Source organism: Pseudomonas sp. NPDC087029 (genome assembly GCF_044745345.1).
Lineage (GTDB): Bacteria > Pseudomonadota > Gammaproteobacteria > Pseudomonadales > Pseudomonadaceae > Aquipseudomonas > Aquipseudomonas faucium.
Map to the genome: position 1 here is coordinate 31,639 of NZ_JBIVAB010000012.1, position 15,434 is coordinate 47,072.

At 64.9% G+C, this 15,434-nt stretch carries 14 protein-coding genes; 8 read left to right on the plus strand and 6 right to left on the minus strand.

Annotated features, from left to right (window positions below):
• Window positions 1–96 precede the first annotated feature (96 nt).
• Together ACIPG5_RS18585 and ACIPG5_RS18590 are read right to left on the minus strand one after the other, a co-directional pair.
• On the minus strand, window positions 97–840 hold the full coding sequence (locus tag ACIPG5_RS18585; RefSeq protein WP_236236308.1) for a cache domain-containing protein: 744 nt from the start codon (window positions 838–840) through the stop codon (window positions 97–99).
• Between the two features lie 47 nt (window positions 841–887).
• Window positions 888–1,643 carry a FadR/GntR family transcriptional regulator gene (locus tag ACIPG5_RS18590; protein ID WP_176510984.1) on the minus strand — a complete coding sequence of 252 codons (756 nt, stop codon included), beginning with the start codon at window positions 1,641–1,643 and terminating at the stop codon, window positions 888–890.
• A 239-nt stretch (window positions 1,644–1,882) separates the two neighbouring features.
• Here ACIPG5_RS18590 and ACIPG5_RS18595 point away from each other — a divergent pair, with 239 nt between their 5' ends.
• The 7 genes from ACIPG5_RS18595 to ACIPG5_RS18625 all read left to right on the plus strand — a co-directional run bounded on the left by ACIPG5_RS18595 (window position 1,883) and on the right by ACIPG5_RS18625 (window position 9,940).
• Window positions 1,883–3,307, plus strand: coding sequence for a gamma-aminobutyraldehyde dehydrogenase (locus ACIPG5_RS18595; protein ID WP_401376972.1), 1,425 nt, complete (start codon window positions 1,883–1,885; stop codon window positions 3,305–3,307).
• Window positions 3,308–3,407: 100 nt separating this feature from the next.
• Window positions 3,408–4,013 carry a dimethylamine monooxygenase subunit DmmA family protein gene (locus ACIPG5_RS18600; protein ID WP_176510986.1) on the plus strand — a complete coding sequence of 202 codons (606 nt, stop codon included), beginning with the start codon at window positions 3,408–3,410 and terminating at the stop codon, window positions 4,011–4,013.
• Complete coding sequence (locus ACIPG5_RS18605; protein ID WP_176510987.1) at window positions 4,010–4,978, plus strand: PDR/VanB family oxidoreductase; 969 nt, start codon at window positions 4,010–4,012, stop codon at window positions 4,976–4,978. The genes ACIPG5_RS18600 and ACIPG5_RS18605 overlap by 4 nt, the downstream gene beginning before the upstream one ends.
• 17 nt (window positions 4,979–4,995) lie before the next feature.
• On the plus strand, window positions 4,996–6,036 hold the full coding sequence (locus ACIPG5_RS18610; RefSeq protein WP_401376975.1) for a heme-dependent oxidative N-demethylase family protein: 1,041 nt from the start codon (window positions 4,996–4,998) through the stop codon (window positions 6,034–6,036).
• Between the two features lie 75 nt (window positions 6,037–6,111).
• The gene (locus tag ACIPG5_RS18615) at window positions 6,112–7,308 is read left to right on the plus strand and encodes an MFS transporter (protein WP_401376978.1); all 1,197 of its coding nucleotides are present in this window, start codon (window positions 6,112–6,114) and stop codon (window positions 7,306–7,308) included.
• Window positions 7,309–7,701: 393 nt separating this feature from the next.
• On the plus strand, window positions 7,702–8,772 hold the full coding sequence (locus tag ACIPG5_RS18620) for an enoyl-CoA hydratase/isomerase family protein (protein ID WP_176510829.1): 1,071 nt from the start codon (window positions 7,702–7,704) through the stop codon (window positions 8,770–8,772).
• 16 nt (window positions 8,773–8,788) lie between these two features.
• Entirely contained in the window at window positions 8,789–9,940 is a 1,152-nt protein-coding gene (locus ACIPG5_RS18625) for an acyl-CoA dehydrogenase family protein (RefSeq protein WP_401376982.1), read from the plus strand.
• Window positions 9,941–10,094: 154 nt separating this feature from the next.
• On the opposite strand, the gene ACIPG5_RS18630 is transcribed toward ACIPG5_RS18625, so the two are convergent.
• The 3 genes from ACIPG5_RS18630 to hisN all read right to left on the minus strand — a co-directional run bounded on the left by ACIPG5_RS18630 (window position 10,095) and on the right by hisN (window position 12,955).
• A complete protein-coding gene (locus ACIPG5_RS18630; protein WP_176510831.1) occupies window positions 10,095–11,051 on the minus strand; it encodes an AraC family transcriptional regulator in 957 nt (318 codons plus the stop codon).
• 186 nt (window positions 11,052–11,237) lie between these two features.
• On the minus strand, window positions 11,238–11,969 hold the full coding sequence (locus ACIPG5_RS18635; RefSeq protein ID WP_236236336.1) for a hypothetical protein: 732 nt from the start codon (window positions 11,967–11,969) through the stop codon (window positions 11,238–11,240).
• 194 nt (window positions 11,970–12,163) lie between these two features.
• A complete protein-coding gene (gene hisN / locus ACIPG5_RS18640; protein WP_401376987.1) occupies window positions 12,164–12,955 on the minus strand; it encodes a histidinol-phosphatase in 792 nt (263 codons plus the stop codon).
• 194 nt (window positions 12,956–13,149) lie between these two features.
• Between hisN and ACIPG5_RS18645 the strand changes: the two genes are divergently transcribed.
• Window positions 13,150–14,529 carry a hypothetical protein gene (locus ACIPG5_RS18645; RefSeq protein ID WP_401376990.1) on the plus strand — a complete coding sequence of 460 codons (1,380 nt, stop codon included), beginning with the start codon at window positions 13,150–13,152 and terminating at the stop codon, window positions 14,527–14,529.
• Between the two features lie 93 nt (window positions 14,530–14,622).
• On the opposite strand, the gene mntP is transcribed toward ACIPG5_RS18645, so the two are convergent.
• The gene (gene mntP, locus ACIPG5_RS18650) at window positions 14,623–15,189 is read right to left on the minus strand and encodes a manganese efflux pump MntP (RefSeq protein WP_176510834.1); all 567 of its coding nucleotides are present in this window, start codon (window positions 15,187–15,189) and stop codon (window positions 14,623–14,625) included.
• Between the last annotated feature and the right edge of the window lie 245 nt (window positions 15,190–15,434).

Below are 15,434 nucleotides of genomic sequence, written 5' to 3' on the forward strand. Positions count from 1 at the left end.
TTCGCTGTCGTGGAGGCACAGTAGGACGGGCTGCCCAGGCCGATCAATCAAGCCGGGCACGCAATCGTTACGCTCAGGTTAACGATTGCAGGCCGATCAGCGCCGAGGCGATGGCAAACGCACCAGCGACCAGCCAGCCTCGGGCTCTTCCAGCACCAGGCGCACGCCGCCCAGCGGGGTGGGGTCGAGCAGCTTCGGCGCCAGGTCGCCGACCATCCAGTTGGCGGTGTTTGCGGCGATGATGCGGCCATCGGCACTGATCAGCACCGCTTCGTTGTCCAGGCGCATCAGGCTGCACACCAGCATCTTCTCCAGGTTGTGCAGCGACAGGTCGAGCCCTGCCACGCCGATGAAGCGGCCCTCGACGAGGATCGGCATGGTGAAGGTCAGCACATACATGTTGGTGCCGTAGAGGTCCACGTAGGGGCCTTCCACGCTGCTGCTGCGCGAGTCGCGCGGGCGGGCGTACCAGGGCATGTTGGTGTAGTCGTAGAAGTTCTCGCGGCGGCGGTCGAAGTTCGGGCGCAGCGGCAGGGTCTTGCCACCGTCGGCCAGGTACCACCACTCCAGGTGCATCTCGCGGTCGGCCAGGCAGCCGGGTTCGACGATCACCCCGCCGCCGCAGCCGAAGGCGCCGGTGGCCAGCAGTTGCTCATCGATGGCCGGGCGCAGCAGGGCCAGGTCCTTGGAGGCCGGCTCGCGGCCTTCGGCCAGCACCCGGCGCCACTGCTCGGCCGCCACATCCACCAGCTGCCGCACCTGGCCGAAGATGGTGCCCACCGTGCTGTTGAGCTGCCGGGCGCAGAGCAGCAGAGGGTCGCTATCGATCGCGGTAGACATGGCATTTCCTCACGCAGGTATTTTTGTACGTTGTTGTGCTCAAGGGGTCAGGCCGGGCTTTCGCCTGCGGCCAGCAGTTCCAGGCGCAGCGCCATCAGGCGCTTGATGCCGCGGCTGACATGCGCTTCGGCCAGCGCACCGGCCAGTACCGCGTCACCGTTGACCAGGGCATCGAGAATCGCCCGGTGTTCGTGTTCGATCACGCTGACCTCGCCACCGCCTGCCGCCTCCATCCACAAAAGCTCGCCGACTTCCGACTGCAGGCGCATTTCGGCGTGGGTCAGGCGCAGCGACTGGGCCGCGGCCGCCACCTCGATATGGAACCGCGCATCGGCGCGGTGGCGCGCCAGGCGCGTGCTGGCCTGGGCCAGCGACTCGATGTGCTGGGCAATGCGCGCCTGCTGCTCGCGCGAGCTGCGCTGCGCGGCCAGGCGTGCGGCGGTGCCGGAGATCGCCATCTGCTCGTCACCCAGGTCGCGCAGGTCGGGGCCGCTCATTTCGCGCAGGCGGGCCAAGAGCAGCGGCTCGGGCAGCTCGACCGGCGCGCAGACGAAGCTGCCGCCGTTGCGCCCGCGGCGGGTTTCGATCAGCCCGCGCTGGCGCAGCACCACCAGCGCTTCGCGCAAGGTCACGGTGGCCACTCCCAGTTGCAGCGCCAGCTCGCTTTCGCTGGGCAGTTGCTGGCCTTCGGTGAACAGCCCCAGTTCGATGGCCTCCACCAGCCTGCGCGCCACTTCGTCGGTACGGCCTTCCTGGCGCAGGCGAATGAACGCGGTGCTGCGGGCAGTATTCAGGGCACTCAATTGACTCTCCCTTTTCAGTGTGTTCGACCTGGCCCTGAGGCATGGGGCTAAACGTTCAGTTCCGTATCTTATAGCGATTGGGCGGCGGCTGATACGGTTGCCGCCACCCCTGCGCGGCCGCTTGCTTGCCGCCTGCGACCAATTATCGCCTTGGCAGTTGGCAAACTTCAAACATTAAGATATGTTTTCATATGTTTACGGCTTGTACCACAACGATAAAACCCCTCAAGGGAACCGCCATGCAAACAAACCTACTCATCAACGGCCAGCTGATTGCCGGTGAGGGCGCCAGCCAGCCTGTCTACAACCCCTCCCTGGGCGAGGTGATGGTTACCCTCAACGAGGCCAGCAGCGCCCAGGTGGATGCCGCCGTGCAGGCCGCCGACCAGGCGTTCGATGGCTGGTCGCAAACCCCACCCAAGGACCGCGCCGCCCTGCTGCTCAAACTTGCCGACCGCATTGAGGCGCAGGCCGAGGTGTTCGCCTCGCTCGAATCGCAGAACTGCGGCAAGCCCTACCAGGCAGCGCTCAACGACGAGATCCCCGCCGTTGCCGACGTGTTCCGCTACTTCGCCGGCGCCAGCCGCTGCATGAACGGCTCGGCCGGCGGCGAGTACCTGCCCGGCCACACCTCGATGATTCGCCGCGACCCGCTGGGCGTGGTCGCCTCCATCGCGCCGTGGAACTACCCGCTGATGATGGTGGCCTGGAAGCTCGCCCCGGCCCTGGCTGCCGGCAACTGCGTGGTGCTCAAGCCGTCCGAGCAGACGCCGCTGACCGCGCTGAAACTGGCCGAGCTGATCAACGCGCTGTTTCCGGCCGGCGTGGTCAACATCCTGTTCGGCAAGGGCCCAAGCGTGGGCGAGCCGCTAGTGACCCACCCCAAAGTGCGCCTGGTGTCGCTGACCGGCTCCGTGGCCACCGGGGCACGCATCGTCGCCAATACCGCCAGCAGCGTGAAGCGCACGCACATGGAGCTGGGCGGCAAGGCCCCGGTGCTGATCTTCGACGACGCCGACATCGACGCCGCCGTCGAGGGCATCCGCGCCTTCGGCTTCTACAATGCCGGCCAGGACTGCACCGCCGCCTGCCGTTTGTATGTGCAGCAAGGCGTCTACGAGGCCTTCGTGGAAAAACTCGGCCAGGCGGTGGGCAGCATTCGCCATGGCCTGCAGGACGACCCGCAGACCGAGCTGGGCCCGCTGATCACCCGCGACCACCTGGAGCGCGTGGCAGGCTTCGTCGAGCGCGCCAAGGCGCAGCCGCACATCCGCGTGGTCACCGGTGGCAACCGCGTGCCGGGCCCGGGCTACTTCTTCGAGCCGACGGTGCTGGCCGATGCCCGCCAGGACGATGAGATCGTCCAGCGCGAAGTGTTCGGCCCGGTGGTCAGCGTCACCCCGTTCAGCGACGAAGCCCAGGCCCTGGCCTACGCCAACGACTCCGACTACGGCCTCGCCTCGTCGGTGTGGACCGCCGATGTCGGGCGCGCCAACCGCCTGGCGGCGCGCCTGCAGTATGGCTGCACCTGGGTCAACACCCACTTCATGCTGGTCAGCGAGATGCCTCACGGCGGCATGAAGCAGTCTGGCTACGGCAAGGACATGTCCATGTACGGGCTGGAAGACTACACCTGCGTGCGCCATGTGATGTTCAAGCACTAAAACCGTTTTCGCGTTCGCCATAAAACATATAACACAATAGGTAATATGGCTTTGCGCGCTCACCGCGCGCCCTGCCAGCACCTGCACGAGGTGAAACACCATGCTCATCACCGGCATCAAGAGCCGCCCGGTCTATGACCGCCTGCAGCCGATGGCCAGTGGCCTGCGCCACCTGGTCGCCGGCCAGGGCAGCGGCGGCACGGCCATGCTGCGCCTGATCGGCGACATGACCGCGGCCCAGCGCCAGGCCAGCACCCTGCTCTACTCCACCGAGACCTTTTCCGGCCACAACCACCTGGCCGAACTGCGCAAGGCCGACGTCGGCGAGCTGCAGGTGTTCGACAGCAACCAGGCGCTGATCGACGGCCTGCGCCAGCTGCTCGGCAGCGCGCACATGGGCACCCGGCTGTACCTGAGCGGCTCGGAAAGCTTCATCGGCACCACCATGCAGGCGGCCAACGCGGTGGACCTGAACCGTGACGAGGTGCTGCGCGAACACAGCGGCACCCTGGTGCGGCGCGTGTGGTGCGCGCACTGCGACACCTACACCGAAAACGTCACCCACCGCGTGTTCACCTGCCCCGGCTGCCAGCTGGACCTGGTGGTGCGCGACCACTATTCGCGCCGCCTGGCCGCCTTCCAGGGCATCAAGGCCGACGGTGAAGTCCCGGGCGAAATGCCAGCTGCCGAGGAGCTCGACACGTGAACACCCATAACGGAACCCTCAGCGTGCGGGTCACCCGCATCGAGACGCTGACCCCGGAAATCAAGCGCTTCACCTTCGTCGACCCGCACGGCAAGCACCTGCCGGCGTTCTCCGGCGGCAGCCATGTGGTGGTGGTGATGCAGGACGGTGACAAGACCCACCGCAACGCCTACTCGCTGATGGGTTCGCCCTACGACTCCAGCGCCTACCAGATTGCCGTGCGCCGGGTCGAAGGCGGCCGTGGTGGTTCGCGCCACCTGCACGAGCAGGTCGAGGAAGGTGCGCTGCTGCAGATCCTGCAGCCGGCCAACCTGTTCCCGCTGGCCAAGCACGCCCGCCAGCACGTGTTCATCGCCGGGGGCGTGGGCATTACCCCGGTGTACTCGCAGATGGAAGAGCTGCACATCAAGCAGGCCGACTTCGAGCTGCACCTGGCCGTGCGCGGCCCCGAGCACATCGCCCTGGGCGAGGAGCTCAAGGCCCGCTATGGCGAGCGCGTGCAGCTGTATGTGCAAGGCGTCGATGCGCGCATGGACATCCGCCAGATCCTCGCCGAACGCCCGCTGGGCAGCCACGTGTACGTGTGCGGCCCGGACAGCATGATCGACGACACCCTCGACAGCGCCCGCGCCCTCGGCTGGACCGACAGCCACATCCACTACGAGCGCTTCGTCGAGCAGGGCTCCAGCGGCCAGCCGTTCAGCGTCACCCTCGCCCGCCAGGGCGTGACCCTCGAAGTGCCGCCCGACCAGTCGCTGCTCGAAGCCGCCGAACAGGCCGGCTACAAGGTGCCCTACCTGTGCCGCGGCGGCGCCTGCGGCTACTGCGAAACCGAAGTGCTGGAACTGGACGGCGAACTGGACCACCGCGACGACTGGCTGAGCGAGCAAGACAAGCTCGAGCGCCGCAAATTCATGCCCTGCGTATCCCGCGCCACCTGCAGCCGCCTGGTCGTAGACCTCTGAGACGAGAACAAACCATCATGACCGTATTCAAGCCGATCGAAACCTACTGCGACGACTACACCTACAGCAACAGCCGCGAGGCGATCCTGCGCCTGCCCTTCCCCTACCCGGAAGACCAGTACATGTACTCGATGAACGTCGAGCCCCATGTACCGTTCGGCGTCGGCGCCCTGCGCGCGCAGTTCGACATCGACGAGCACTACATCTCCGAGTGCCACCACCGCGCGCACACCCTCGACAGCCAGCCGGGCGTGCACTACGCCGCCCTGCCGCACATGATGGAAGCGCAGTGGGACCTGCTGGAGCTGCTGATGGAGTGCTACTCGCGGGACTTCCCCGAGCATTTCACCCTGGAGAAGAACGGCAGCCAGTGGCACTGGATCAACCGCCCGCTGCAGATCGACCAGACCTTCACCTTCGGCGACGCCAGCACCCTGCCGATGGAGCCGATGGAGTACATCACCCGCCAGGCCCAGGGCGAGTTCATCCTTCTCGAAGAGCGTGACGAAACCCTGGTGATGGGCGCCGGCATGGCCACCCAGCGCGCCGACTACTCGCTGCGCTTCAACTTGGGCATGAGCTTCATGGAGTTCCACGGCCCGGTGCCCAAGCTGCACGAAATGGGCATCCTGCAGCGCGCCCTGAAGTTCCTGCTGCGCCTGCGCCCAGGCCACCCGGTGCGCCGCACCAACTGGTCGATCACCGTCAACCCGCGCCTGGAAACCTCGGCCGAAACCCTGCCGGACTGGGCCCCGGACCGCACCACGGTGACGCCGGAGAACGCCGGCGAGCGGGTCAACCTGCGCATCGAACTGCAACCGCTGCACCGCCTGCCGCGCAGCAACGCGGTGCTGTTCCCGGTACGCACCTACCTGGTCAGCCTCAAGGAGCTGGCCGAGGCCGCACCGCAGTGGGCCAAGCGCATGCACCGGGTGATCCGCGACCTGGACCAGGAGCTGGTCGACTACAAGGGCTTCACCCGCTACCGCGATGCCATGGTGGCGTGGCTGTCGCAGTACGACGACGGCACGCCTGTCGACGAAAGTCTGCAGCAGTAAACCTTTAGCCCACGAGCGCGCCATACTGGCGCGCTTTTTCGTAATGCCATGCATGCCAACCAGGGATCACCCCCGATGAAAAAAACAATACGCAATGCCTTGCCCGAAAGCTGGAGCCTGGTGTTCTCCGCCGCCGCCTCCGCCTATGGCGTGGGGCTGCTCGGCCTGTGGGCGCTGCCGTTTCTGATCAGCGCCATCATCAATGACCTCAAGCTCAACGAAGCCCAGGCCGGGCTACTGATGTCGGCCGAGTTCATCTTCACCATGCTCGCCTCGTTGCTGGTGGCGCCGTTCATGGGCCGCGCCCCGCGCCGCAGCCTGGCGCTGGCGGGCACCCTGCTGGCAATTGCCGCAAACCTTGCAAGTGCGCACATGACCGACCTCTATGCCCTGGGCGCCGTGCGCTGCGTGGCCGGGGTCGGTGCCGGCCTGGCGCTGGCCTGCGGCAATGCCTGCGTGGCCAGCGCAACGCAGCCCGACCGCATCGCCGGGCACATGAACATCCTCTCGGTGCTGCTGATGATCGTGGTGATGCTCGGCTATGCCAAGGTGATGGCGCTGTTCGGGCTGGCCGGGCTGTACTACGCGATGGCCGCGACCATGGCGCTGATGCTGCTGGCGATCCCGGCGATGGAGCAGCGTGCGCCGCGGGCCGACGCCACGCACACCACGCCCCAGGGCTCGAGCAATGTGCTGCTGAGCCTGCCGGCGATCTGCATGATGCTGGCGATGTTCGTGTTCCAGGCCCGCGACACCATGGGCTGGGCGTTCGTCGAGCGCATCGGCACGCTGGTGGGCTACAGCGGTGACGAGCTGGGCATGCTGCTGTCGTTCCAGTCCTTCATCGGCCTGATCGGGCCATTGCTGGCGGCGATGATCGGCAAGCGCTTCGGGCTGAGCACGCCGGTGATCCTGGCCATCCTGCTGACCGGCGCAACCAGCCTGTGCTATGTGCTGGGCGAGCATTCCAAGCCCATGTACACCATGGGTGTGATGACCATCTGCATTACCTACTTCTATGCCTTGAGCTACCTGACCGGGCTGGCCGCCGCGCTGGACCGCGAAGGGCGTGTGGTGGCTGCGGCGAGCAGCTTCCTGAGCCTGGGGCTGGCGGTAGGGCCGGCGATTTCCGGCGGGCTGATTTCGCTGGGCGGGTTCAGCCTGGCGGCCTGGGGCATTGGCGTGACCGTGGTGCTGACCTTGCTGCTGGTATCCATCCCCTTGGCGAGCATTCGCCGCGAGCACGTTACCGTAGGGTTGGCGGCCGCTTGAGGTAGGCGGCGCGGTTGAGATCGAGCGCCGCCCGCGCGGCGCATCGCGGATGAATCCGCTCCCACATTTGTTGCAACGTACCTATGCCTGATAGGCCATGGTTGACAGCCTTGTTGGTACGACGCAATTTCTCGGCGGGCGCCAAGAGCGGGCAACCATGGCCTGACAGACCGTGGTACGTTGCAACAAATGTAGGAGCGGATTCATCCGCGATGCGCCGCGCGGGCGGCGCTCGATCTTGACCACGCTGAAAAACTCGACCCAGGCAAAAACGCAGACTCCCCCTGCATATTTGCCGATTGTGTACGACAAATTCGCATGCCAGGATCTCGCGATACTCCAGCGGCCTCCAGACTTCACTTGGAAAATCAATAACAAAGCAGGGAGAACGCGATGACCGCGCACGCTCACACCTCGGCAACGGCTCATGTACTGGCCGAGGTCCGCAACCAGATTGGCCACCTCACCCTCAACCGCCCCGCCGGCCTCAATGCCCTGACCCTGGACATGGTGCGCAGCCTGCGCCAGCAGTTCGACCGCTGGGCCGACGACCCGCAGGTGCTGGCCGTGGTGCTGCGCGGCGAAGGCCCCAAAGGCTTCTGCGCCGGCGGCGATATCCGCTCGCTGCACGACAGCTACAAGGCCGGCGACACCCTGCACGAAGACTTCTTCGCCGAGGAATACGCCCTCGACCTGCTGATCCACCGCTACCGCAAGCCGGTGCTGGTGCTGATGGACGGCTTCACCCTCGGCGGCGGCATGGGCCTGGCCCAGGGCTGCGACCTGCGCGTCGTCACCGAACGCAGCCGCCTGGGCATGCCCGAGGTCGGCATTGGCTACTTCCCGGATGTGGGCGGCAGCTACTTCCTGCCGCGCATCCCGGGCGAGCTGGGCATCTACCTGGGGGTCAGCGGCGCCCAGGTGCAGGCCGCCGACGCGCTGTACTGCGGGCTGGCCGACTGGTACGTGCCCAGCGACAAGCTCGCGGCCCTGGATGAAGGGCTGGACCGCCTGAACTTCACCGGCAACCCGCTCAAGGACCTGCAAAACCTGCTGGCCAAGCTCGGCAGCCAGACGCTGGACGACGCGCCACTGGAAAAGCTGCGCCCGGTCATCGACCACTTCTTCGCCCTGCCCGACCTGAGCGCGATCATCGAGCAGCTGCGCGCGGTGAGCATCGGCGACAGCCACCAGTGGGCGCTGGCCACCGCCGACCAGCTGGAAAGCCGCTCGCCGCTGGCGATGGCGGTTACCCTGGAGATGCTGCGCCGTGGCCGCCATCTCTCGCTGGACGACTGCTTTGCCATGGAGCTGCACCTGGACCGCCAGTGGTTCCAGTACGGCGACATCATCGAGGGCGTGCGCGCGCTGATCATCGACAAGGACAAGCAGCCGCGCTGGAACCCGCCGACCTTGGCCGGCCTGCAGCGCCAGCGGGTCGACCAATTCTTCGAAGGCCTGTGAGCCTGGGAGTACACAGATGCAAGACCTGGAACTGAGCGAAGAGCAGATCATGATCCGCGACATGGCCCGGGATTTTGCCCGCGGCGAGATCGCGCCGCACGCCCAGGCATGGGAAAAGGCCGGCTGGATCGATGACGGCGTGGTGCGCAAGATGGGCGAGCTGGGCCTGCTCGGCATGGTGGTGCCGGAAGACTTCGGCGGCAGCTTCACCGACTACGTCGCCTACGCCCTGGCGGTCGAGGAAATCGCCGCCGGTTGCGGCGCCACCGGGGCGATGATGAGCATCCACAACTCGGTGGGCTGTGGCCCGCTGCTGGCCTATGGCAATGCCGAACAGCAACAGGCGTGGCTGCCGCGCCTGGCCAGTGGCGAGGTGATCGGCTGCTTCTGCCTGACCGAACCGCAGGCCGGCTCCGAGGCGCACAACCTGCGCACCCGCGCCGAGCTGGTGGACGGTGAGTGGGTGATCAATGGCGCCAAGCAGTTCGTCAGCAATGCCCGCCGTGCGGGGCTGGCCATCGTCTTCGCGGTGACCGACCCGCAGCTGGGCAAGAAAGGCCTGTCGGCATTCCTGGTGCCGACCGACAACCCAGGCTTCAAGGTTGACCGCAGCGAGCACAAGATGGGCATCCGCGCCTCCGACACCTGCGCGGTCACCTTCGACAACTGCCGCATCCCCGCCGCCAACCTGCTGGGCGAACGTGGCAAGGGCCTGGCGATTGCGCTGTCGAACCTTGAAGGCGGGCGTATCGGCATTGCCGCCCAGGCGCTGGGGATTGCCCGCGCGGCGTTCGAGGCGGCGCTGGTGTATTCGCGTGAGCGGGTGCAGTTCGGCAAGCCGATCAACGAACACCAGAGCATCGCCAACCTGCTGGCCGACATGCAGGTGCAGGTCAATGCCGCGCGCCTGCTGATCCTGCATGCCGCGCGCCTGCGCAGTGCTGGCAAGCCGTGCCTGTCGGAGGCCTCCCAGGCGAAGCTGTTCGCCTCGGAGATGGCCGAGCGGGTGTGCTCGATGGCGATCCAGGTGCATGGCGGGTATGGGTACCTGGAGGATTATCCGGTGGAGCGGCATTACCGGGATGCGCGGATCACGCAGATCTATGAAGGGTCCAGCGAGATTCAGCGGATGCTGATTGCGCGGGAGTTGAAGCACTATCCGCTGTGATGCTACCGGCCTCATCGCCGGCAAGCCGGCTCCCCCAGGTATGGACTGCCGCCAAGAAGTTGGACACCCATCCAACCCTTGAGGGCAGTCCAGATACGGCAGCGCTGCTGACAATACTGTGGGAGCCGGCTTGCCGGCGATGAGGCCCGCACAGTCAGCGGCGTTGTTTGAAGGTTTCCGACGGCAGCTCGCCAAAGCGCTGGCGGTAGATTTCGGCAAACCGCCCCAGGTGCAAAAAGCCATAATCCATCGCCAGCTCAGTCACGCTGCGCACCGTGCAGCTGCCATCGCCCAGGCACGCATGCACCCGCTCCAGCTTGCGCTGGCGCACGTACTGCTTGGGCGTGGTGCCCAGTTGCCGGTCGAACAGCGCATACAACGAACGCACGCTCATGCACGCCTGCTCGGCCAGGGTCTCGGCCGCCAGCTCCAGTTTCAGGTTGCGCTCGATGTAGTCGAGAATCCGCTCCAGGCTCGCACCCGGGCTGGCCAGGCGCTCGCGGCGGATGTTGGTGCTCATCAAGGTCAGCAGCTTGCTGGCCACGATCTCGCTGTAATGCCCCTGCACCCGCGGCAGCGAATCGCTGACCTCGGCCTCGTGGCAGACCATCGCCAGCAAGTTGACGAAACCGTCCAGCTCATCGAGCCGGTAATGGTTGCGCAAAAACCGCACGCCGCCGTCTGGCCGCTGCCAGCGTTGCTCCTCGCAGATCGAGTCGAGCAGCCGGGTCGGCAGCTTGAGGATGAATTTTTCGCAGTCGTGCGAATACGTCAGGTCGACCGGGTCGTCCGGGTTGATCAGCAGCAGCTCGCCCGGCACCAGGTGGTGCTCGCGCTGGTGGCCGCGCCACAGGCAGTTGCCGCTGAGCAACACCTGCAGGTGGTAGATGGTTTCCAGGGCGGGCGAGGTGACCCGCACGCTGCCGCCGTAGCTGATGCGGCACAGGTCGAGGTCGGCGAACTTGCGGTGGCTGAGGCTGGCCTGGGGGTGGGTGGTGCGCGACAGGCCGATGCAATGCTGGCCCACGTGCCGATTGACGTAGTCGGACACGGCATACGGGTCGGCGTGATGGAACACGCTACTGCGCTCGCTCAGCAGGCGGCTTTCCATAGGCAAGGCACTCGGTATCGTTATTGTTCTGTTCGCCGCTGCCTACTGGCCGGGGGCCTGTGGTCGCGGTCGGTCACGGTCCTGGCGATACACTAAGCAAAAGGCCGGGGTTGGGCAATGCGATCTGTGGATTGGCTGGGCGGATAGCGCCCGGCGGTACCAGGCGTTGGGGCGATTATCGGCCGCTTACTGCACCGGCAGGAAGTTCATCAACAAAAGGCTCTGCGCATAGTTGAGGCCGATACGCCGGTAGCGCTCGTCGAGCAGCTCGGCCAACAGGTCCAGGCGCGCGACGACCTTGCCGAATTCCACGGCGAAACTCAGGTTGCTGCCCGCCTCGGAAATCTCGTTGGAGAACAGCAGCAGCACGCCATTGGCATCCTGGCGCTGGCTCAGCATCCAGGTCGCCTTCTCGATATTGCGCGCAGCGTTGTTGATGAACAGCGGGTCGAGGGTATCGGTCATGTAGAACTCGGTGCGCCCGCCATGAGCGGTCACCAGCATGCTGCCGATGGCGTAGATGAAGGCACCGACCCGGTCACCGCGAAACTCCGGGCTCAGGGCATAGCTCAAGGCAGCCAGGTCGCGGCGGTTGCCCAGCTGCGGCAAGGGTTGGCGCTGCTCGATGGCCAGGCGTATCTGCCGTTCAGCCGTGGCGGCGTCGAGGTAGCCGGAGAGCGTCAGCTGGTTGGGGTTGCGCAGGTACAGCTTGTTCATCAGCAGGTACAGGCTCTGCAGGTTGTCGCGCATGGACAGCGTGGCCAGGCGATCGACGCTGGTCTGGAACAGCTCGCTGGGCTTGCCGTTGCCGAACTGGCTGACGATGTCATGGCCTTGTTGCTGGGTACAGGCGCCCAGGCAGGCCAGGGCGCCTGCCAGCAGCAGGCGGGGGATTTTCAGGGGTTTGCTTGCAACCATCGGCACCGGGACAGGGTCGGCGGCCGCGCTGGGGATCGGCGTGGCCTGGCCAAGCATAGAGCCCGGAAATGCGAAAAAGTGCGATGGCGCGTGCCTGTGATGGCCTCTTCGCCGGCAAGCCGGCTCCCACAAAGTCCAGGCTGGCCGCAAGATACCTGTGGGAGCCGGCTTGCCGGCGATGCGGCCAATGCAGGTCACATGGCGTGGCGCAACATCTGCACCACCTGCGCATGCAGCGCCGGGTCACCACAGGCCACCACGCACCCGCCATCCTGCGCACTGCTGCCGTCCCAGGCGGTGATCACCCCGCCCGCCCCTTCGATGATCGGCATCAGCGCCTGCACGTCATAGGGCTGCAGGCTCGCCTCGACGATCACGTCGACAAAGCCCGACGCCAACATGCAGTAGGCATAGCAATCACCGCCATAGCGCATCAGCCGCGCCTGGCCGGCCACGGCTTCGAAGGCGGCCTTGCGCTCGGCGGTGTCGAACATGTCTGGCGTGGTGCACATCAGCGTGGCCGCCGCCAGGTCGGCGCAAGCGCGGGTTTTCAGCGCCGTGCCGCTGCGCCAGGCGCCTGCCGGGGTACCGACGAAGCGTTCGCCGGTGAACGGCTGGTTCATCACCCCCAGCACCGGGCGGGTGCCGTCATTGAGCGCAATCAGCGTGCCCCACAGCGGCAGGCCGGTGATGAAGGCGCGGGTGCCGTCGATCGGGTCGAGTACCCAGGTCAGCGGGCTGCTGCCCACCGCCACGCCAGCCTCTTCGCCGAGAATGCCGTGCTCTGGGTAGCGCGCCTGGATCAGTGCGCGCATGGCATCCTCGGCCGCCTTGTCGGCCACGGTCACCGGGTCGTACAAGCGCCCGCCCTTGTCCTCGACGTCCAGGCTGGCGCGAAAGTACGGCTGGATCGCGGCCGCAGCGGCATCGGCCAACTGCTCGGCGAAGGCGCGGTACTCGGCAATCTGTTCGGCTTTCAGGGACATGGGGTGGGCCTCTCACGATGATGGGGCCCGCATGATACCCGACAAAGAGTGAGGAAACAGACCCCGGCCAGAAGAAGTAAAACGCTGTTTTGCCCATATCCAAGCGCGTTCATGGACCTGGCATTTTTGTCAGTTTCGCAAGTACAGGCATCCCGCTACCTTGTGCCTTCCCGCCTTGTATGGAGTGTTTGGACATGAAGCAGAATCGACCCGGCACACCTGACACTGCTTACGGCAATCAGGGAATCGCCAGTATTCCACCGGTACCGCCGGCAAACCCTGACGTTAAATCACTTCAAGTTGCAGGGCTCGCCGATGACGGCAATGGCAACCTGGTCTTTTGTGATCTGGGTGAAGGTGATGGCACGGAACGTGTGTTCACCCGCGTATTGCGCAATGGTCAATGGGACCAAGGCACTGGCCATGTAAAAGTCCCGTACGATCAAGACCTCCCAGACCAATCCCACGAATATGGCGGCATGTTATATACAGTGTTCGATGGGGAACCCTGCATTTTCGCTGCTGGCATCCCGGCTTATTACGATGAAGAAACCTTTGCAGTGTTGAACTTCATCAGCATTGCGCGCTTGGATGACGCATTTAGGCCAGTGTTGTCATTCGGTACCCGTGGCGTTGCCTTGCCAAACCCTGGCGAGGCTTGGATCCCCATCCTCGGTGGCTTGGCTGGAGCATCCAGGATTGCTGCAGCGCGTCTCGCCAGGCATGCAGACAGCACGGCCACGCCAGCAGAAAAAGTCTTTGCACAGCCCCCTTCGCGGCGACAACCCATGTGCCTGGTTGATCGAGAGCTGCGGGTAATAGTGCAAGCTATCTTGAACAATGATGAGGGTGAGTTCCACGCGTCCTGGATCGCCTATATCGACCCTGTAACAGGAGAACTGATAGAGGCCTCCACCTCGCGGCGTGCCCGTGGTCTTTTGCCTTTGCTAGATGGCTCAGGCCGCAGTATTCGCACCCTGCGCGGCCATTTCTTCAAGGACGGCGCACTCCTGCTACTGGCCCTCAATGCAGATGAGCGCGTCGTGTTGCTGCGCTACAACGCTAATGGCGAACTCGACAGAAGCTTTGCCGATAACGGAGTGCGGAACCTGTTTGCAAACACCCCGGGCATGTCACCTGGAATGGATGTGAACGATGATCGAATCGTCATTACCCGCGCAGTCGACAGGCAGCTTATCGATCCTACGGTGGTCTTCTGCTTCAACCATGCAGGGCAAAATGACCAGAACTTCAACGGCGGACAGCCACTTACCCTCAGGCATGACCGTGGCGGCCTTGTGCTGAACAATGCCCGCCTGGATGATCAAGGGCGAATTGTACTTGCAGGCCCCCACCTGACAGCCGTGAACGTCGGCACACTGAATGTCTGCCGTCTCACTTACGCTGGCGCGCTGGATGAGAGTTTCGGCGTAGGGGGGTATTTCGATTCAGGCCCCGATCTTTATCACTCAAACGAGTTGTATCTGGACCCGGACGGAATTCGCGTCTTCACGGTGAGGCCACTTGTGGGCGACCGGGATCTGCTGGAAGTCATCCTCAAGCTCAATGCCTGACATTTCGGCCCAGAGCTTTACGCTTTCCCGATTGCAGTGTGGGTAGACCGGAGGCTATCCACACTGCGAAGTTGCACCGACAATGCCTGCTTATTACACCGCTGTCAGGTGCTCGTAGAGGATGGTCGCACCGACCAGCATCAGCACGATGCCACCGACGATCTCGGCGCGCTTGCCCACCACGGACCCCAGCGCTCGCCCAAGCATGGTGCCAATGGTCACCATGGTCATGGTCGCCAGGCCGATCGCGGCGGCCGCCACCCAGATATTCACGTCGACGAAGGCAAGGCCCACACCCACGGCCAAGGCATCGATGCTGGTGGCAACAGCCGTTACCGCCAGGATCCAGAACGAGTGCTGGCTCTGTTTCTCTTCTTCTTCGTCATCGGGCTTGAGGCCGGCATGCACCATGTGCGCGCCCAGCAGCAGCAACAGGGTAAAGGCGATCCAGTGGTCCCACTGTTCGACATACTGGCTGGCCGCCTGGCCCAGCAGCCAGCCGATGACCGGGGTGATGGCCTCGATCACGCCAAAGATCAGGCCGGTGCGCAGGGCTTCGGCCAAGCGTGGCTTGTGCAGGCTGGAACCCTTGCCGATGGCGGCCGCGAAGGCATCCGTGGACATGGCGAAGGCAAGGAAGATGAGGGAAATGGGATTCAACGATCAGACTCCAGCCAGGCAACGAGTCAACGACAGACGACCTGCAGGCCCGGCTTGGCTGCAGGAAGGTCGTTGGTCTCGCCAATCCGGGTGGATGCGCTGGCCATGGCAGGTTGCCAAATATGTTGACCAGAGCGCTTTCGCAGGGCGCGAAGGCAGGCTACTCCCAAAGAGTGGCGCGATCATACCAGCGCCCGGGGAAAAAAGCGCGAAAGGTTTTGCCGGGCGCAAGCGGGGCTAGACTG